The sequence below is a fragment of the Flavobacteriales bacterium genome, from assembly GCA_019694795.1.
Taxonomy (GTDB): Bacteria; Bacteroidota; Bacteroidia; order Flavobacteriales_D; family UBA2798; genus UBA2798.
On sequence record JAIBBF010000029.1, the window covers coordinates 15,761 to 34,240 of the forward strand.

At 39.9% G+C, this 18,480-nt stretch carries 20 protein-coding genes and 1 riboswitch; of the genes, 9 read left to right on the plus strand and 11 right to left on the minus strand.

Going from position 1 to position 18,480, the window contains the following annotated elements:
- Positions 1-56 precede the first annotated feature (56 nt).
- From K1X56_09840 to K1X56_09860, 5 genes are all read right to left on the minus strand, one after another.
- Positions 57-941, minus strand: a complete 885-nt coding sequence (locus K1X56_09840; GenBank protein ID MBX7095013.1) for an FKBP-type peptidyl-prolyl cis-trans isomerase — start codon at positions 939-941, stop codon at positions 57-59.
- Positions 938-1,483, minus strand: a complete 546-nt coding sequence (locus K1X56_09845; protein MBX7095014.1) for an FKBP-type peptidyl-prolyl cis-trans isomerase — start codon at positions 1,481-1,483, stop codon at positions 938-940. Before K1X56_09845 ends, K1X56_09840 begins: the two co-directional genes overlap by 4 nt.
- Positions 1,470-2,483 (minus strand): bifunctional oligoribonuclease/PAP phosphatase NrnA, encoded by a 1,014-nt coding sequence (locus tag K1X56_09850; protein MBX7095015.1) that lies wholly within the window; start codon positions 2,481-2,483, stop codon positions 1,470-1,472. The genes K1X56_09845 and K1X56_09850 overlap by 14 nt, the downstream gene beginning before the upstream one ends.
- 62 nt (positions 2,484-2,545) lie before the next feature.
- Positions 2,546-3,196: a hypothetical protein gene (locus K1X56_09855; protein MBX7095016.1), complete on the minus strand. Its 651-nt coding sequence runs from the start codon at positions 3,194-3,196 to the stop codon at positions 2,546-2,548.
- 21 nt (positions 3,197-3,217) lie between these two features.
- On the minus strand, positions 3,218-4,108 hold the full coding sequence (locus tag K1X56_09860; GenBank protein ID MBX7095017.1) for a hypothetical protein: 891 nt from the start codon (positions 4,106-4,108) through the stop codon (positions 3,218-3,220).
- Between the two features lie 132 nt (positions 4,109-4,240).
- Between K1X56_09860 and K1X56_09865 the strand changes: the two genes are divergently transcribed.
- Entirely contained in the window at positions 4,241-4,660 is a 420-nt protein-coding gene (locus tag K1X56_09865) for a nucleoside-diphosphate kinase (protein MBX7095018.1), read from the plus strand.
- Between the two features lie 41 nt (positions 4,661-4,701).
- Here the strand turns inward: K1X56_09865 and K1X56_09870 are convergent, their stop codons facing one another.
- The gene (locus K1X56_09870; protein MBX7095019.1) at positions 4,702-4,998 is read right to left on the minus strand and encodes a DUF721 domain-containing protein; all 297 of its coding nucleotides are present in this window, start codon (positions 4,996-4,998) and stop codon (positions 4,702-4,704) included.
- Positions 4,995-6,092 carry a DNA replication and repair protein RecF gene (recF, locus tag K1X56_09875; protein ID MBX7095020.1) on the minus strand — a complete coding sequence of 366 codons (1,098 nt, stop codon included), beginning with the start codon at positions 6,090-6,092 and terminating at the stop codon, positions 4,995-4,997. Before recF ends, K1X56_09870 begins: the two co-directional genes overlap by 4 nt.
- A 79-nt stretch (positions 6,093-6,171) precedes the next feature.
- Here recF and K1X56_09880 point away from each other — a divergent pair, with 79 nt between their 5' ends.
- Genes K1X56_09880 through K1X56_09890 form a run of 3 tightly spaced genes read left to right on the plus strand, consistent with a single transcriptional unit; the run spans position 6,172 to position 7,776 of the window.
- A complete protein-coding gene (locus K1X56_09880; protein MBX7095021.1) occupies positions 6,172-6,870 on the plus strand; it encodes a tetratricopeptide repeat protein in 699 nt (232 codons plus the stop codon).
- Entirely contained in the window at positions 6,870-7,364 is a 495-nt protein-coding gene (gene ribH / locus K1X56_09885) for a 6,7-dimethyl-8-ribityllumazine synthase (protein MBX7095022.1), read from the plus strand. Before K1X56_09880 ends, ribH begins: the two co-directional genes overlap by 1 nt.
- 37 nt (positions 7,365-7,401) lie before the next feature.
- Positions 7,402-7,776: a DUF1987 domain-containing protein gene (locus K1X56_09890; protein MBX7095023.1), complete on the plus strand. Its 375-nt coding sequence runs from the start codon at positions 7,402-7,404 to the stop codon at positions 7,774-7,776.
- A gap of 2 nt (positions 7,777-7,778) precedes the next feature.
- On the opposite strand, the gene K1X56_09895 is transcribed toward K1X56_09890, so the two are convergent.
- Positions 7,779-8,549 carry a universal stress protein gene (locus K1X56_09895; GenBank protein MBX7095024.1) on the minus strand — a complete coding sequence of 257 codons (771 nt, stop codon included), beginning with the start codon at positions 8,547-8,549 and terminating at the stop codon, positions 7,779-7,781.
- A 177-nt stretch (positions 8,550-8,726) separates the two neighbouring features.
- Here K1X56_09895 and K1X56_09900 point away from each other — a divergent pair, with 177 nt between their 5' ends.
- The 5 genes from K1X56_09900 (at position 8,727) to K1X56_09920 (ending at position 16,218) form a co-directional block, all read left to right on the plus strand.
- Positions 8,727-9,023, plus strand: coding sequence for a hypothetical protein (locus tag K1X56_09900; GenBank protein MBX7095025.1), 297 nt, complete (start codon positions 8,727-8,729; stop codon positions 9,021-9,023).
- Between the two features lie 9 nt (positions 9,024-9,032).
- On the plus strand, positions 9,033-10,727 hold the full coding sequence (locus tag K1X56_09905) for a hypothetical protein (protein MBX7095026.1): 1,695 nt from the start codon (positions 9,033-9,035) through the stop codon (positions 10,725-10,727).
- Positions 10,728-10,835: 108 nt separating this feature from the next.
- Complete coding sequence (locus tag K1X56_09910) at positions 10,836-12,062, plus strand: NADP-dependent isocitrate dehydrogenase (GenBank protein ID MBX7095027.1); 1,227 nt, start codon at positions 10,836-10,838, stop codon at positions 12,060-12,062.
- 121 nt (positions 12,063-12,183) lie between these two features.
- Complete coding sequence (locus tag K1X56_09915) at positions 12,184-13,689, plus strand: hypothetical protein (GenBank protein ID MBX7095028.1); 1,506 nt, start codon at positions 12,184-12,186, stop codon at positions 13,687-13,689.
- Between the two features lie 40 nt (positions 13,690-13,729).
- Positions 13,730-13,929, plus strand: a riboswitch (cobalamin riboswitch).
- 129 nt (positions 13,930-14,058) lie between these two features.
- Entirely contained in the window at positions 14,059-16,218 is a 2,160-nt protein-coding gene (locus K1X56_09920; protein ID MBX7095029.1) for a TonB-dependent receptor, read from the plus strand.
- 34 nt (positions 16,219-16,252) lie between these two features.
- On the opposite strand, the gene K1X56_09925 is transcribed toward K1X56_09920, so the two are convergent.
- The 3 genes from K1X56_09925 to sucC all read right to left on the minus strand — a co-directional run.
- A complete protein-coding gene (locus K1X56_09925) occupies positions 16,253-17,125 on the minus strand; it encodes a bifunctional 5,10-methylene-tetrahydrofolate dehydrogenase/5,10-methylene-tetrahydrofolate cyclohydrolase (GenBank protein MBX7095030.1) in 873 nt (290 codons plus the stop codon).
- A gap of 29 nt (positions 17,126-17,154) precedes the next feature.
- Positions 17,155-17,865, minus strand: a complete 711-nt coding sequence (locus tag K1X56_09930; GenBank protein ID MBX7095031.1) for a hypothetical protein — start codon at positions 17,863-17,865, stop codon at positions 17,155-17,157.
- 58 nt (positions 17,866-17,923) lie between these two features.
- Positions 17,924-18,480 (minus strand): succinate--CoA ligase subunit beta (sucC, locus tag K1X56_09935; GenBank protein MBX7095032.1); only part of this gene is annotated, 557 nt, incomplete at its 5' end.

Consider the following 18,480-nt stretch of genomic DNA (forward strand, 5'->3'; position numbering starts at 1 on the left):
AAAGTAAAAAAAGATTGATTACTCAAAACAAAAAAGCGAAAAGATGAAGCAGAAATTTATTTTACGCCTACAACTTCCAATGAATAAATCAAGGTAGAATTAGGCGGAACGAGTTCAGGAATGCCCTTTTCACCATAGGCCAAAGCGGAAGGACTAACAATAATTGCCTTCTCACCTAAGCGCATTTTCTTTAATGCCTCATCCCAGCAAGGAAGCGATCGGCCATTGCCTAATATAAATTCATGGGGATTGCCACTTCTATAACTCGCGTCGAAAAGTTTACCGGTTTTTTCGAGCCAGCCATAGAAATGAAGCGTAACTGTATTTCCCTCCTTAATGAGCGCACCACCCTTTTCAACTGTCTTGTAAAATTTTAATCCACTCTCAGAGATTTCAGGCTGAACGATATTTAAAATTTCCATTTCAAAAAGCAGATCGGTATTCGGTGGAATCAATTTACCATATCCTTTTTTTCCATAAGCCATGGAACTGGGAACTTTCATTCTCACTTTATCTCCACTTTGTAGCAAAGGCAATGCATCATCCCAACCTTTTACCGACATATTTACGCCGATATAATAAGGAAGGGGCATTCCGATCATATCTGAAGAATCGAAGATTTTACCATCGGGTAATTTGCCCTGGTATTTTATGCGAACAACATCACCTTTTTTCAATGAAACGCCATTCGGATCGCGACTCAAAATTTCAATTTGCACACCATGCGGTGATACCAGATTTTTTTCCACCGGCTTAGAAAAGGCTAAAGTATCCAGCAATTCTTTTTCAATAATCAATGAATCTATTTCAGGAATTTCCACATCGTCCAATGAGTCAACATCAACCATTGCAGAATCCTTCTCCACCTCTTCAACCCCCGAAATTTCTCCTGCGCAGGCTGCTAATAAGAGGGATATAAACACACTTACATAAATCTTCATTTCTTCGCCTTTTTTATTTCTGTAATTTCCATATCGTACACTAAGGTAGCCTGAGGAGGAATCTGATCCATATCGCCGACCAGTCCAAATGCTCGGTTATAGGGCAAAATCACTTTGGCTTTATCGCCTTTACGCATATAGGTTACCACTTCGTGAAGACCATTTTCTACATGATCCATGGCTACAATAAAGCTTTCAGGTTCTCCTTCTGAATCGTAGCACAAGGAATCACCTTCCAGTAATCGGATTTGATAATTAATAAATACTTCATCACCTTCATTGGCTGGATCACTTAAGGTGTCTTTTCGTTCATAAACCCAATAGCGAATTCCTGTTCCGGTTTTTACCATTTTCCAATTGCGACGGCGGACATAATTCTCAATCATCTGGTTTTCCTCTTCTGTCCAACCCCGGTTCACATCAATCATGTCCTCCTTAATATCGGCATAGTCAATATCCTTTACCGTTTGCTTTTCTTCCTCTCCGCAGGAAAGCAATAAAAAAACAAAAGCCACAAAAAAAACACGATTATTTTTCGCCATGTTCATTGATAAATGGTGGTAAAACTTCATTCCATTTTTTTAATAACGATTCCAAATCCCCTTCCCATTTTCCTCCGGCGGCATTGGTGTGACCTCCGCCCGAAAAATAATTTCTCGACAATTCATTCACAGGAACCTTGCCCTTGCTTCTCAGTGAAATTTTAATCAACTCTTCATGTTCTACAAAAATCGCTGCCACTTTTATTCCCTGAATAGCCAATCCATAATTCACCATTCCCTCCGTATCCCCTTTACGGTAATGAAAGCGTTTTAGTTCGGCTTGCGTTAAAACGATATACGCTGTTTTTAAGGCGTGATTTACAATCATTTTTTCCGACAAAGCATAACCAAGCAATTTCAATCTCGATTCCGACTGCGTATCGAACAACAAATCGTGAATATGGGCATTTGCTGCTCCACGTTGTATTAGTTGACCGGCAATCTCGTGTGTTCTCGAAGATGTACAAGAAAAACGGAAAGAACCCGTATCGGTTACAATACCGGTATATAAACAAGTCGCCGATTTCTCATCAATCATTTGTCCCCACTGAACCGCCAACAACATTTCTACCACCATTTCCGAGGTTGAACTGGGAAATGTATCGGAGTATAGCACATTAAATTCGTCGGAAGGAAAAGGATGATGATCGATAAGTATTCTCGGAGCGGGACAATCCTGAATAACCGCACTTAATTCTCCGGTACGATCCAGACTGTTATAGTCCAAACAAAATACAAGGTCAGCCTTCTTAAATTGCTCCACCACCTTTTCTTTCATCGAATCAAAGAGCAAAATTTTATCGGCAGAAGGCATCCATGCAATAAATGAAGGGAACCCATCCGGTAAAACAACGGTGCAGTTTTTTCCTGCATTTTGCAACGCATGGTACAATCCAAGTGTAGATCCTAAAGCATCGCCATCGGGATTTTTATGTGCAGTAATTATAATGTTTTGGGCTTCACCCAGGTGATGAATGATTTCCTGAACTGGTATTTTCATGGTATACTGGAAAAAAAAGACCCGTACATTTTAGCACGGGTCTCACATGATAATTTAAACTATTATTTCCAACCTCCGGCTTGCGGACCCATTTGCTGTTCTACCAGCATACCGATACATGCAAATCCTTGTGGTGAAAGATCATTTTTTGGTTTTTCTCCAACAGATGGAACAACTACACGAACAATCAGACTGCGGTCCATATCCGTAGTAAATTCAACCCATTGTTTATTTCCGTCATCCACATTGTTGTAGCGGATGATAGGCGTTTTTCCGTATACGCGACGCGTCTTTTTAATCGATTTCGTCTCCATAATCGGGTTTCCTTCTGCATCGGTAATCATATTACCCTGTGCATCGGTTTTGGGAACTTCTTCAGTAACAAAATACTCTTCAGTTTGAGCCTGGGTTTTGCGCTCAACGATTTGGAAAACCAATTTACCCTGAATTTGCGGATCAATAGAGCAAAACGAGATACGGTAGTTCACACCTTTAAATACGGAAATTGCTACTTCGGTAGTATCACCGTAAGCAAATGTTCCGTAGCGCGACTGACCGGTAACGGTCCATGCAGGAGCTCCTTTGGCAGATTTGTTTTTGCCTTCTTCTTTTCTCATGTTAGCACATTCGTACTGAATGCCTTTACACTTTTGAGAAAAACTTGCAAGCGGAGCAAGAAGTGCTGCAAGAATAAGTGCGGTTTTAAAATTCATGTATGGGCAGTTTTACCGTTATTAGTTTTTACCGTTAATGATTCTGTTGCGAAGATCTTCAACCTTGTTGAACATGTCCGTATAATTATCCTTGTTGAATTTAAACTCACCATTTCCGGAGAACATCAACTGATCGCCTTTCGAATCGGTGGTAATATCTTTTTCTTCAACTTCCAGCGTTTCAAAAATCATCTTGATTTCTTCGAAATCTGCAATTGTTGTGCCAACCGCTACATCATGATCGTATTTACGCATGAACTCAATCACGTTGTTTAACGTGTGACCTTGTTGTGCAAGACGCTCGATTAAAGGGTTTTTGTCTTTATATGGACCAGCAAGATTCATCACAATGTGCATCGACTCCAGCCATCCGCCTCCAACAACCAGGGCAAGGATTTCACCGCGCTCGTTTTCTTCGAGGTAATTGTATGCATCGAAGTAGGTTTCATTGGATAAACTTACCAGAGAATCACCTTCAGTAAGGTTTTCTTCAATGCGTTTGTAAACTGATTCATCAAAAGCAGAAGAAATATCCAGTTCATCCCCTAAAGTTTGAACTGCTTTAAAATATTCAAGAGCGCTTTGTCCAACTTCATAACAACTTGCATAAGCCAAATCCGCTGAATAAACACCAAAATTGATCGCCTTGTGTTTATTGTCGAAATACTTATCCATGTTGGATACCGGATTCATTAATTCCGGACGACCAGCACCGCCGATTTCTTTAATCACAGAGAAGAACTCGTTCGGAGTTGGAATCTGGTAATATACATTATCCTCTTTGGGCTGCTCCACAGTAGCAGAATCTGTAGTAACATTCGTTACTTCATGCTCATTTTCGCCGCCGCCACAGGAATACAGAGCGGTAGAAAGTGTTGCCGCTACAAGCATAATCCGGGTACCTTTGTTCATAGTTATAAGGGTTGATTGAATAACAAAAATAGTAATATTTCTCAACCGACAAGCAGGCAAAATTGCTTAAAAATGAATTTTCTGTTACAACTTTTAATACCTTTGTGGCCGATTTTATACAACCTCTAAAAAATGGCCACTAACAGAACATTTACCATGATTAAGCCGGACGGCGTTGCAGCCAATAACACCGGTAAAATTCTCGATCACATTGTTTCCAACGGTTTCCGTCTGATCGCTATGCGTTATACCCGCCTGACCCGCGAACAGGCAATGAAATTTTATGAAGTTCACAAAGAACGCCCATTTTATGGCGAACTGGTTGATTATATGAGCTCTGGACCAATTGTAGCTGCTATCCTTGAAAAGGATAATGCCGTGGCGGATTTCCGCAAATTGATCGGTGCTACTGACCCTAGCCAGGCAGAAGAAGGAACCATCCGTAAACTGTATGCTGAATCTAAGGCCAAAAATGCGGTTCATGGTTCAGATAGTAATGAAAATGCTGAAATCGAAGGAAACTTTTTCTTCTCAGGATTCGACCGTCACTAATCCGGAAATAACACACTTCAAAGGCCCCTTGAGGGCCTTTTTTATTTTAAAATGATTTCATTCACCACTTCCTCACCGGCGTGCTGATTGATCAATTCAATAATTTTTGATTTCCCCATTTGAAGCTCTTCCCGAAGCACGCTGGAATCTAATTTTACAACCAACACTTTATCTTTAATGTAAAGATCTTTGGTCCGCTTTGCTATGGTTCTTCCCATAATTTGCTCCCAGGAACTAACGATATCCAATTCCTGCATTTTACCCTTCAATTTATAGGCCTGAAGTAATCGATCTATAGCTTCTTTTAAGGTCGTTTGGTTCGAATTGCGTTTACTCATGCCAGTCCCCCTTCTTTTATAAAATAGGTCTTGAACGTTACACCCAATTCTTCCAACAAGGCAGGGAGTTTTTCGGGGTCGGTATCGGTGATAAAAAGTTGACCGAAATCTTCGGAAGTCACTATTTTCATTAATCCTGCAACCCGCTTTACATCCAGCTTATCGAAAATATCATCGAGGAGTAAAATCGGAAGCGTTTGCTTAAGCGTGGAGATATGCTTGTACTGAGCAAGTTTTAAAGCAATGAGATAACTTTTTTGTTGACCCTGAGATCCGAATTTTTTCACCGGGTGATCATTCATCATAAAGATCAGATCATCCTTATGAATTCCAGCCGTAGTGTATTCGGCGGAGCGGTCTTTATGCAGATTCGATTTTAACAAGGCATAAAAATCGTGTTCTGCCAAATCAGATTTATAATCAATTCCAACTTCTTCCTTACCACCTGAAAGTAATGCGAAATAACGATTAAACAGGACGATAAATTCCGACAAAAACTGTTTCCGCTTTTCATAAATCCATCGCCCAAGTTCAGAGAGTTTAATGTCCCAAACATCCAATAGATCGGCCGAATAAGAACGGGTTTCTGCAAATCGTTTCAGTAATGCGTTGCGTTGTAAAAGGACCTTATTATAATCGATTAATCGTTCCAGGTAAACCTTATCGTATTGAGAAATGATGGAATCAATAAACTTCCTCCTCACCTCGCTCCCCTCATTAATTAAATCCGCATCCGAAGGCGATACCATCACCAGGGGCAAAATACCAATATGGTCCGCCAGGCGCTCGTATTCCTTCTTATTTTTCTTAAAGTTCTTTTTCTGACCTCGTTTTAAGCCACAATAAATCTCTAATCCCTCGCCGTTTAACTGGTACCAACCCTGGACCACAAAATAGTCCTCATTATGATTAATATTCTGATTATCAATCTGATTAAAATAGCTTTTAGTAAAAGAAAGGTAGTGAATGGCATCCAGTATATTGGTTTTCCCCTCCCCGTTTTCGCCCAGAAAACAATTGGCTTTCGGGGCCATTTCAAGGCTCATTTCCCGGATATTTTTAAACTGAAGAAGGTATAGCCTTTCGAGAATCATCTGTCCAAAATTAAGCAATTGAGGTTCCATTGAGGCTGGTTTTAAAAAAAAGTTATTTTTGCAGTCCAATTCAATGTACATGTCAACAGAAGAAACCTCAGTACCTGCACAAAACCCGATGGGTAAATTTGAAAACTACTTCCGCGAGAATCAGAAAAGTCTGATGATTATCGGAGGTGTGGCCATCGCTTTGATTTTAGGTTTTATTGCTTATCTGAAACTTTATAAACAGCCCAAAGAAGCTGAAGCCAAAGATATCATGTGGAAAGCCCAATATTATTTTGAGGTGGATTCCTTTAATCTTGCAATCAATGGATACAATGATCCAAAAACAGGCGAGTCCTATCCCGGATTTTTACAGATTGCAGAGGAATACAGCGGGACACAAGCTGGAAATCTTGCGAATTTCTATTTGGGAATTTGCTATTTAAATACGGGTCAATTCGACCTAGCTATTACCGCATTGGAAGAAGTTGAGTTGGACGATCAAATTGCTGCTCCACTTGCTAAGGGTGCGCTTGGTGATGCCTATCTGGAAAAAGGTGATGTTGAAACAGCAATCAGTAAATATGAAGATGCGGCCAACGCCAATGCTAATTTGTTCACTACACCTATGTTCTTAAAAAAGGCAGCTTTGCTTTATGAAGAAAAAGGTGATAATGCAAAAGCACTTGAATACTACGAGCGAATTTTCAACGATTTCGAAGATTCCGACGAAGGACGTGATATTGAAAAATATATCGCCCGCACAAAAAACCGTGCTGGATCTGCAGAATAATGGCTACCGCAGCTAAAGACCTTTCCGATTACGATCATTCTAAAGTTCCTGATGGTTCAGGAATGAAAATAGCTATTGCGCTGGCCGAATGGAATTGGGAAATTACTTCCGCTTTATTTTCAGGTGCAAGGGAAACCTTATTAAAACACGGTGTGAAGGATGAAAACATCATCACCGAGGTTTGTCCCGGTGCATTTGAATTGCCCTTAACCGCTCAACTTCTGATCGAAAAACATCAACCAGATGCAGTAATAACCATTGGTTGCGTGATTCAGGGAGAAACCCGTCATTTTGATTTTGTTTGTAATGGTGTCACCCAAGGGGTGATGGACTTGGGCCTTAAAACCGGAACACCTGTTATTTTTTGTGTGTTAACGGATAATACCCGACAACAAAGTCTGGACCGTGCCGGTGGAAAACATGGCAATAAAGGGGTAGAAAGTGCTGTTGCTGCTTTGCAAATGGCTGAAATTCGCCGTCAATTAAAATCCTGATACTTGTAAATCAATCGGTATTCCATAACTTTGCATTATGGATTTAATTCGCATACCGGCTACAGATACCACTCCATTCGTATTGCTCGACCCCAGCAATCAACGTATTGAAATGGTGGGACGTTCCATTCCGGAGGATGCGGCTGCGTTTTATTTTCCAATTCTGGATTGGCTCGATAAATACATTGCGAATAGTCCGGGCAAAACGCATTTCGAATTTTATCTCGAATACATCAATTCCATTTCTCAAAAAATGCTCATCGATATTTTTTTACGTGCAGCAAAACTGAGAGAAAGCGGAAAAGAAATTGAAATCGTATGGAATTACGATGAAGAGGATGAAGAAATCTACGACGAAGGAATGATGTTTAAGCAAAAATTAAATTTGCCGGTTACATTTAAATCCCGGTAAAATCAGGATTTCAAAATCAACACCGGAAACTGGGCCATGCGTACGAACAAGTCCGTTTTCGATCCATCCGCCACATTGAACTGATTTTTATGAAGCGAAATCAGGTCTACATCTAATTCAACAGCTTCATTCAACAACAAACTTTCCTTATCAGTACCAATTACGCGGCGAACATCCACCGTTCCTGCTCCGAACTTAGATGAAATTCCATTTTTGAACGATTCGAATAAGGATTGCGATGCGGGATTTTCTTCATCACTAATGTGAATCACGTGCAGTTTACTTCCAAACACCTGAGCAAAAAGTAACAATGATTCTGTGTCTGCCATGGCCGACGATTCATAATCAGTTGCAAATAAAATTTGCTTGAAATCCTTGCCTTCAAAATCATGGGGAACAGAAAGAACGGGATATGGCGTTTTTCCGGCTACATTTTCTGTATGAGTTCCACCATACAATTCTTTTAAATCCGAAATTCCATTGGTAATCATAATGATTAAACCGATGTCCTTACTCTGTCCTATTTCCTTAATCGATTGAATTAATCCTTTACGGGAATCTACAAATGAAAATGGTCTGGAACTTAATTTTTCCATGGTAAATCCAACCCTTGCCATTCCCGCTTCCAATCGCTCGCGCATTTGATTCTCCGGTTCATTTTGGGCATGCAAAAATAGAATTTCGGCATTGGTTTTTTCTGCAATTGCAGCAGCAATGCGAACCGAATAAAGGGAAGCATCCTGAAAATCAATCGGACAAACAATTGTACTCATTCCTGTGGCTTGAATTATTATGCTAAACTAGCATATTTAAAGCAGTATTGAAAATGAGAATAACACAGGCAATTAAAATAAAAGTCTAACTTTAATCAGTTTTCTTCGATTTAATCTATGGATAAAACTCATATCGTTAATTGGCGAATGATCTCATATTTGTAAAAAACATATACAATGGAAAAAGATTTTATTAAAAACATGCTTTATATGGCAGTAGGTTACGCCAGCATGAACAAGGAGAAAATTGAAGAGTTTACCAAAGAACTCACCGAAAAAGGAAAAATGACGGAAGAGGAAGGTAAAAAAATGATCAATGAGTTAATCGACCGCTCCAAACAGGTTAAAGACGAAATTGAATCGAAAATCGAAAATGTTTCGAAAGAAATTTATGATACGCTGCACCTCGCTACCAAGGAGGAACTGGATGCATTGAAAAAACGAATTTCTGATCTCGAATCGAAATTAAAGTAATACAACTCCATGGGATTTTTCTTCCGTCAATTACGCCACATCCGTCGCTATAATCAAATTTTATCTACCCTGGTAAAATTTGGTTTTGATGATTATGTAGCCTACCTGGAAGAAAATCATCGCTTCCCGCTTATTCGCAAAATAATTTCGCGCAATCGTTTTAAACGAGCGGTGAATCTCACCAAGTGGGAAAAGATGCGAATGGTGTGTGAGGAATTAGGACCTACCTATGTAAAATTCGGACAAATCGTTAGTAATCGTCCGGACCTGGTTCCCGAACCTTTAATTGAAGAATTAAAAAAATTGCAGGACTCTGTCCCCCCTTTCCCATTTAAAGAGGTGGAGGAAATCATCCTCAAAGAGTTCGGTAAACCCATTAAAGATTTATATCAGGAATTTGATCCCACACCTATAGCCTCCGCCTCCATGGCACAGGTTCATAAGGCGAAGTTATTTGATGGGACCGTTGTTGCCGTAAAGGTTCAACGACCGAATATCCGTCAGATCATCCTGCAGGATGTAAAAATCATGCGAGATATCGCCGAGATGCTTTCGAAGCGGATACCATCGTTAAAGCAATTTGATGCGATTGGACTCGTCGATAATTTTGCCGACTCCATTCAAAAGGAATTGGATTTTATTCATGAAACCTGGAACCTTCAGCGTTTTCTACACCAATTCCGGGAAGATAAAACCATTTATGTTCCCAATTTTTACAAGGAACTTTCTTCTTCAAAAGTGATTACGCAGGATTTTATTCATGGCGTAAAAATCAGCGATCTGAATAAAATTTCTGAACGAAATCTTGATCGGAAAGTCCTTGCAAAACGCGTATTAAACAGTTTTTACCAACAGCTGTTCGATTACGGATTTTTCCATGCCGATCCGCATGCCGGAAATTTATTGGCTATGGATAATAATGTGGTGGCTTATCTGGATTTCGGAATGATGGGGAGCATCATGAAAAGAGATATGGAAAATCTGGGTAACCTGATATTGGCCATTGAGGAAAAAAATGTAAAACGCATTATCCGCTATATCCACTTTCTTGGCGACATTTCCATCATCAACGATTCACGGCAGTTGGAATTTGACGTTCATGAATTTGTAGGGAAGTATAGTGTGAATGATAAATACCAGGACAATATTTCGGACATGTTGCTGGACCTGAAAGACATTATTTTAAAGCACAATCTAAAAGTCCCCGCACATTTCTTTCTTTTAACCCGGGCCATGGTTTCAGCCGAAGGAATCGTTCGCCAGTTGGATCCGGAATTGTCGCTCACCGAAGAAATTCTGCCCTACATCATTCGCATGATTAAAAAAGATCATGGCATTGGGGCCTTTGGAAAGCGCATGTTCAATTTTGCAAGCGAATTCGGCTCCTACCTGGAGGATTTTCCGAACGATTTAAGACAGGTGATGAAAATGGCCAAAAGTGGTCAGTTTAAAGTGGATTTACAGCATAAAGGAGTGGATCCATTTATCCACACCATGGAGCGACTGACAAGGCAAATGGTTCTTACCATTCTGATTGCCTCTTTCCTGGTAGGTTCTGCCTTGCTCGTTATTTCTGAGGTTCCTCCCCTTTGGTACGGGATGTCGGCCTGGGCCTGGTTCGGATTCGGGGTGGTGTTTGTTTTAATGGGCATGATGATTACCTCCGTATCGAACACGTATCGTCCGAAGGATGACGGTGAATAATTTCAACGATCTCTTAATATTTTTTCCTGTTTTCGTTTCTCAAAAAAGTTAATTTTGATCCGCCTCAACAAGGTAGTTTTCATTTTATCTTTTTAACACAAACAAACCATGAGCAAAATTAAAGTAGCCAATCCCGTAGTTGAACTCGACGGAGATGAGATGACCAGAATTATCTGGAAATTCATTAAAGACAAACTCATTATTCCTTATCTCGATATCGATATTAAATATTACGATTTGGGAATGGAAAACCGTGATGCTACCTCGGATCAGGTTACTGTTGATGCTGCTAATGCAATAAAACAATATGGCGTAGGAATTAAATGCGCAACCATTACTCCTGATGAAGCACGCGTAAAGGAATTTAACCTGAAACAAATGTGGAAATCGCCCAATGGTACTATTCGTAATATTTTGGATGGTACTGTATTCCGCGAGCCGATTGTTTGCAAAAACGTTCCCCGTTTAGTAACTACCTGGGACTCTCCAATCATTGTTGGTCGCCACGCATTCGGTGATCAATACCGTGCTACTGATTTCGTTGTTCCCGGTAAAGGAAAGCTCAAAGTAAAATTCGAAGGTGAAGACGGAACCATTATTGAACACGAAGTGTATTCATTTAATGGACCCGGTGTAGCCTTAAGCATGTACAATGTGGATGAATCCATTCGTGGTTTTGCGCGCAGCTGTATGAATATGGGATTACAAAAAGGTTGGCCGGTTTATTTATCGACCAAAAACACCATTCTTAAAAAATATGATGGTCGCTTTAAAGATATTTTCCAGGAAGTTTACGAAAGCGAATTCAAAGAAAAATTCAAAGCAGCTGGAATTACCTATGAACATCGTTTAATCGATGATATGGTTGCATCGGCAATGAAGTGGAATGGTAAATTCGTTTGGGCTTGTAAAAATTACGACGGAGATGTACAGTCCGACAGCGTTGCTCAGGGATTTGGATCATTGGGATTAATGACTTCAGTGCTTGTTACTCCTGATGGAAAAATCATGGAAGCAGAAGCAGCACATGGAACCGTTACCCGTCACTTCCGTGAACACCAAAAAGGGAATCCTACTTCCACCAATCCAATCGCCTCTATTTTTGCATGGAGCCGTGGGTTAGCGTTCCGCGGAAAACTGGACAATAACCAGGAATTAATCAACTTCTCGAACACACTTGAAAAGGTTTGTATTGAAACCGTTGAAAGCGGTAAAATGACCAAAGACCTTGCTGTTTGTATTTATGGCGATAAAGTAACCAAGGATCAATATTTGTATACTGAAGATTTCCTCAATGAAATCGACAAAGGTCTGAGAGCAAAACTTGGAAAATAATTAACGATTAGCACAAGATCCTGTCCCCCTACCTAAGGACAGGATCTTTTTTTTTACCCTCAGCGTATATTAATTTTACCAATTCACCGTTGATTCTACCATCAAGCACATTATCTCCATATTGTCTTTTCTGATTCCTCTTTTGGCAGGTGCGCAATCCCCTTCCAAACAAGGGAAAAATCAGCCTTCGATGATTGAGGTGGTATCGGCCGATAAATTAATTTTTGATCAGAAACGCAGCGAAGCACAACGCGTTATTGGCAATGTGCAGGTGAAGCATGAAAACACCACAATGTACTGCGATAGTGCCTGGATTTTTCAGAAGAAAGGAAAATTGTATGCGTTCGGACATCTCCATATGAAGCAAGGCGATTCCTTGAATGTATATGGCGATTCATTATTCTATGATGCGAATCTCCGCTATGGAAAAATGCGTGGTCATGTTCGCATGGTGGAATTGGATATGAATATGGAAACCGATTCCATTGAATTCGATGCCAAAGAAGGAAGGGGCTGGTATACCAATGGAGGAATAATCCGATCTGCACGAAATAAGAATACGTTGACCAGTCGCAATGGTGAATACAGGAGTAAGAGTAAAGACATTTTCTTCAGCGACTCTGTACGATTGAATCACCCCGAGTATACGATGCAATGCGATACTTTACGTTATCACACACCACAAGAAACCGCTTTTTTTTCGGGTCCCACCACCATTCGCACCAATTCTGGGTTAATCTTTTGCGAAAATGGCTGGTACAATACCCGGACAGATGAATCCTTCTTTTCGAAAAATGCATTTCTAAGCAGCAAAGAACACCTCATTCACGGCGATTCTATCCGTTACAACCGAAAAACCGGTAAAGGATCTGCGCATGGAAAATTTCAATTGCAGGACACTTTAAATGCTATGATTGCCGAAGGAAAACGGGCGCAATTTGATGAAGTAAAAGGAACATCCATGATTACGGATTCGGCGGTTCTTATCCGGAAGTTTGAAAAAGATTCGCTTTATATTCATGCCGACACCTTATATGGATTTAAAAACTTAGCTACAGACAAACAACATTTTGTAGCATGGCACCATGTACGATTTTTCAAATCGGATTTACAAGGCATTTGTGACAGTTTAAATTTTAGCGAAGGCGATAGTTTATTGCAATTGATGGGTACACCTGTAATATGGCATCAGGAAAATCAATTGAGTGCCGTAAAAATGAATATCCGCTTTAAAGAAAAAACAATTGACAGGGCCGATTTATATGACGACTGTTTTATTGCATCGCAGGTGGACAGTACGGGATATAATCAAATTAAAGGCAGATCCATGCATGCTGTTTTTGTAAATGAACAATTGAGTCAGATCGATATCAAAGGAAATGGTCAAACCATTTACTACGCCGGAGAAGAAGGTAAAAAGCGCATTGGAATGAATAAGGCAGAGTGTTCGGATATACGTATTCGTCTAGCCGAAAATAAAATTTCCGCTATCACTTTTATTACCGAGCCGGAAGCTGTTTTTTATCCTATGGATCGCATAAATCCGAAAGACAAACTACTTAAGGATTTCAAGTGGCACGGAAATTCCCGTCCGAAAAACAAATCTGATATTTTTCGTCACGAATAATCGCCTTCCCCCCTTCCCTTTCCTGTTTGTTTATTTTTCTATATTTGCATCGGTTTACGGTTTTTATCACCCTATGGGTGACAAAAATTAAAAGGGAATCCCGTTAAAACCGGGAGCTGTTCCCGCAGCTGTAAGTCCGGAGATTTTCTCCATGCGCATCACTTAAATCCACTGTTCTTCGGAATGGGAAGGAAGCGCGAAGGACGAGCCAGAAGACCTGCCGTAACTGAGAGGAAAAAAGATTGGTGCACACATCTGATTCCTTTCCATTTTTAGTTCTCGGGTAAAGAACTTCAAATGGTCGGAGCGTTATGCTTTTTCCATTTGCAGACCTTTACTCCTTTGTTAAATATTTTTACTCTAAAAAAAATGAAAAAGGAGAAAAAAAGGATGCTGTTTACGGTGGTTTTTTTAATTGGAAAAACTGCTTTAGCCCAGCATCAGGATTCAACAAAATTATTGCAGGAAGTTATTGTATCTGCCTGTCGCTACGAACAAAACACTGCAGAAACCGGACGAAGCGTAACTGTGGTTTCACGTGAGGAAATTGAGAAGATGTCCTACAGAAACGTTGGCGAATTGCTCAGCGCACAAGAAGGAATTTATGTAGTTGGCGCCAATCAAAATCCGGGTTCGGTTCAAACATTATTTATGCGGGGAACCAATTCGAATCAGACCATGGTAATGATTGACGGAATTCGAATTACCGATCCAAGCACTGTAAATAATGCTACAGATTTAAATGAATTGTCGTTAAGTAATGTAGAGCGGATTGAAATTGTTAGAGGCGCGCACAGTACCTTATACGGAAGTTCTGCCATTGGTGGGGTCATTAATATTATCACCCGAAAAAAGGGTGATCAGGGATTTCATGGCAATGTAAATTTACAGGGAGGCTTGTTTTCTCCGGATGCAAAATTATTCGGTGGAAATGCACTTGTTTCCTATGCCGATACCAGCAGCGGTTTTTATGGAAATGCTTCGCTGTACCAAAGCATGGTAAACGGAATGGATGCTACACTGGATACCACCACCATCCAACCCGGAATGTTTCATCAACGCGATCAGGATGGATTTAATAAAACAGATTTAAATGTTCGCTTAGGAATTGAAAAAAAGAAAATTCATGCCTGGGTAGGATTCCGAAACAGCAATCAGATTTCTGATGTGGACAAAGGAGCTTATACCGATGATGATAATTACACAGTACAATTTAAACGCAACCTGGCAAGCGGAGGATTGGAATACCGGTTAAATGATAAAATGAAAATTCAGTATTTAGGTGGATTCAGCTCCATGGAACGATTTGCTGAAAATGATTCTTCGATCATTGATTTTGCAGGTGATTATGACAATACCTATACCAGTTCTACCTACAGCGGAAAAACACAAAATCACGATCTCCAGTTTTCCTGGTTCAATAAACTATTTCGTTTGGTAACTGGGGCTTCGTATTACAGCGAAGAAATGAATATTGAATCGTATTATTTTAACTCAGCCTGGTTATTTGAGAGCAAAATGAATTTCGATTCACTAAAAATGAATATTTCAACCAGTTCCTTTTATGCGCAGGCTGATGTTTTAGGTTCCGGAATACATTCCAAACTCAGGGATTTCACTTTAACGCTGGGCGGACGATTCAACAACAATTCCGTTTTTGGAAATTATTTTACCTATGAAATAAATCCCAAATACAATTTATCGGAAAATTCTTTACTGTACCTCTCCTACTCCACGGGATATAATTCTCCTTCATTGTATCAATTATTTTCTCCGGAAGATTATTATGGTTATGGATTTACGCTGGGAAATTCGGGATTAAAACCAGAACAGGCACAGTCGTTTGAAATTGGAATTAAACAATCCATTGGAAAAAAATTCAATTTCAGCATTGCAGCGTTCACCAATAAAATTGAAAACGTAATCGACTATGTTTACATCTGGGATAAAAATGTTCCAACAGATAGTTTGAGCTGGATCAATATGCTGGGTGATGCGTATATGAATGTAGGAACCATGACCAATTCCGGTATTGAACTGATGGTATATTCGCGTTTAAGCGACCGTGTTTATCTGCAAGCAAATGCATCCATGATCAATGGTCGACTTAATTTTGATCCGGCATCGATTGATTTGAGTCACGCCGACGGAAATCAAATTCAATTGTTCACCAATGGTATATTCCTCAATGAGAAAAAAGAAATTTACGGATTAAGTCGCCGACCCAATACAGCACGAATAACACTGGGATACCAACCATCTAAAAAACTTGACCTGAGCACTACATTAAGAATGGCCGGTAGTCGTTCGGATATTTTCTATGATTATTCGGTTTATCCCAATGGAGGATTAAATTCTATGCTTTTAAAGAATTATTCATTGGTAGATTTCAATCTCAGGTATCAACCCACCCAATGGCTGAATGCTGTTTTAAGAGTAGAAAATATAGCTGATGTTCAATATTCCGACATCAACGGTTTCAGAACAAGAGGACGAGGATTCTATCTGGATTTACATTTCAAATTCTAAATAAAAAAAGCGGTCTTTATCGGACCGCTTTTTTTTATTTCATTTTTGAAGCAAGAAGTGTATTCTTTAATAAAGATGCCCTGGTCATTGGTCCAACCCCTCCCGGCACCGGTGTGATGAATAATGATTTGGGGGCCACTTCATCAAATTTCACATCACCTACAATTCGGTATCCGGCTTTCTTACTGGCATCCGGAACACGGGTGATTCCTACATCTACAATTACAACACCGTCTTTTACCATATCTGCAGTTATATGTTCCGGTTTACCCAATGCCACGATTAAAATATCTGCGGTGCGGCAAATCTCTTTAAAATTCACTGTGCGACTATGCGTGAGTGTCACCGTGCAATTTCCGGGATAGGCATTTCTCCCCATTAAAATACTCATGGGTAAGCCAACAATATGACTACGACCAACAACTACGCAATGTTTACCTGTGGTTTCTACATTATATCGCTGCAACAATTGAATTATCCCATATGGAGTTGCCGGTAAAAAGCCGGGCAGATTCAAAGCCATCTTTCCTACATTTTCGGGATGGAATCCATCCACATCTTTTTCGGGCTTAATTGCTTTAATGATTTTTTTCTCATCGATATGCTGTGGCAAAGGAAGCTGAACGATAAATCCATCTACATCTTCATCTGCATTCAGCTCTTTAATTTTCTTTATGAGTTCCTTTTCAGAAACGGTATCCGACAATTTTACCAATGAGGATTTAAATCCAACCTCTTCGCAATCTTTAATCTTAGAATTCACATAGGTCATCGACGCCCCGTTACTGCCCACCAGAATTGCTGCCAAATGAGGAATTTTTCCTTTTTTATTTCGGATTTCTGCTACCTCAATAGCTATTTCCTTTTTAATTTCTTCTGAAGTTTTTTTACCGTCGAGAATCTGCATAAGGCCAAATTTGGGTACAAATATATTTCTTATTTCAGTTTTACCGAAAGATCAATCATGGAAGGATCTTTACTGATTACGCTATATTCACCGGAATAGATCAGTGAATTTTCATAGGGTCCTTTTTGATAATTCCCTTTATGCGATTTAATCTTTCGCTCGAAGGAATAAATATAATGAATGGAGAAAGACTGAAGACCTGCCGTTAAAGGATCATCGCTATTCATATCTAAATTTTCCCCATTCGCTTTTTCGGCATCCGGAGTTGGTAAATTCTTCACTGAAAATTTTTTGCCCTTATACGACAAAGTGACCGTGTTATTCATTAAAAAATCGCCGCTTAACATTTCCTGCAGAGCGTTAATATTTTCAAAATCGAGGTGAATTTCGATATAGGAAGAATCCCAGTTTACTTCCTGGCGGACATTCTTTATTCCTGATTTTTCTTTTAATAGCTCAATCATTTCCATCGTAGAAGCGCTCATATTTTGCAACATGTTGGTAGAATCTTCTTCTGAACTCTCCTCACTGATTTCCGTTGGTTCCGGAGCACTACCAGTAAGAAGGCTATCCGATCCAAGGCCTTCCAGCTCTTTTAGTCCATCCAGGGCCGTCATCAGATTTTTTAAATCGATACGGTAGAGGAGATGTCCACCCCCATCTTTATTGAAGTGCAGATGCTGGGTGATTACACATGATCCTAAAAACAGAATCAATACAAAAGGAATAATTTTTTTCATGCGCTTTAAAAAAAAATAGCGGGAATAAATCCCGCTATTAATATGATTGTTTTTCGAATCAGGCCAAAACTTCTTTCACCTTTGCTGCAGCATCTTTCAGCTGAATCACGGAGTGAACTTTTAAACCACTATCGTCGATTAATTTTTTTGCTTCTGTAGCATTGGTACCCTGCAAACGGATAATGATTGGAACTTTAATATCGCCAATGTTTTTGTAGGCATCAACCACACCTTGTGCAACGCGGTCGCAACGTACAATTCCTCCGAAAATATTAACCAGAATTGCTTTTACATTCGGATCTTTTAAAATGATACGGAATGCATTCTCCACGCGTTGTGCATTAGCAGTTCCTCCAACGTCCAAAAAGTTGGCAGGCTCTCCGCCGGATAATTTAATAATATCCATTGTAGCCATTGCAAGTCCGGCACCGTTCACCATACAACCAACGTTTCCATCCAGTTTTACATAGTTCAAATCGTATGAACCTGCTTCCACTTCGGTAGGATCTTCTTCGGTAGTATCGCGCATTTCGGCATAGTCGGGGTGACGGAACAATGCGTTATCATCGAGCGTTACTTTTGCATCTACTGCAATAATACGATCGTCGGATGTTT

Bases quoted from the DNA above. Each gene is read 5' to 3' on its own strand.
- K1X56_09840 (MBX7095013.1), bottom strand. From the start codon at position 941: ATGAAGATTTATGTAAGTGTGTTTATATCCCTCTTATTAGCAGCCTGC.
- K1X56_09845 (MBX7095014.1), bottom strand. From the start codon at position 1,483: ATGGCGAAAAATAATCGTGTTTTTTTTGTGGCTTTTGTTTTTTTATTG.
- K1X56_09850 (MBX7095015.1), bottom strand. From the start codon at position 2,483: ATGAAAATACCAGTTCAGGAAATCATTCATCACCTGGGTGAAGCCCAA.
- K1X56_09855 (MBX7095016.1), bottom strand. From the start codon at position 3,196: ATGAATTTTAAAACCGCACTTATTCTTGCAGCACTTCTTGCTCCGCTT.
- K1X56_09860 (MBX7095017.1), bottom strand. From the start codon at position 4,108: ATGAACAAAGGTACCCGGATTATGCTTGTAGCGGCAACACTTTCTACC.
- K1X56_09865 (MBX7095018.1), top strand. From the start codon at position 4,241: ATGGCCACTAACAGAACATTTACCATGATTAAGCCGGACGGCGTTGCA.
- K1X56_09870 (MBX7095019.1), bottom strand. From the start codon at position 4,998: ATGAGTAAACGCAATTCGAACCAAACGACCTTAAAAGAAGCTATAGAT.
- recF (MBX7095020.1), bottom strand. From the start codon at position 6,092: ATGATTCTCGAAAGGCTATACCTTCTTCAGTTTAAAAATATCCGGGAA.
- K1X56_09880 (MBX7095021.1), top strand. From the start codon at position 6,172: ATGTCAACAGAAGAAACCTCAGTACCTGCACAAAACCCGATGGGTAAA.
- ribH (MBX7095022.1), top strand. From the start codon at position 6,870: ATGGCTACCGCAGCTAAAGACCTTTCCGATTACGATCATTCTAAAGTT.
- K1X56_09890 (MBX7095023.1), top strand. From the start codon at position 7,402: ATGGATTTAATTCGCATACCGGCTACAGATACCACTCCATTCGTATTG.
- K1X56_09895 (MBX7095024.1), bottom strand. From the start codon at position 8,549: ATGAGTACAATTGTTTGTCCGATTGATTTTCAGGATGCTTCCCTTTAT.
- K1X56_09900 (MBX7095025.1), top strand. From the start codon at position 8,727: ATGGAAAAAGATTTTATTAAAAACATGCTTTATATGGCAGTAGGTTAC.
- K1X56_09905 (MBX7095026.1), top strand. From the start codon at position 9,033: ATGGGATTTTTCTTCCGTCAATTACGCCACATCCGTCGCTATAATCAA.
- K1X56_09910 (MBX7095027.1), top strand. From the start codon at position 10,836: ATGAGCAAAATTAAAGTAGCCAATCCCGTAGTTGAACTCGACGGAGAT.
- K1X56_09920 (MBX7095029.1), top strand. From the start codon at position 14,059: ATGAAAAAGGAGAAAAAAAGGATGCTGTTTACGGTGGTTTTTTTAATT.
- K1X56_09925 (MBX7095030.1), bottom strand. From the start codon at position 17,125: ATGCAGATTCTCGACGGTAAAAAAACTTCAGAAGAAATTAAAAAGGAA.
- K1X56_09930 (MBX7095031.1), bottom strand. From the start codon at position 17,865: ATGAAAAAAATTATTCCTTTTGTATTGATTCTGTTTTTAGGATCATGT.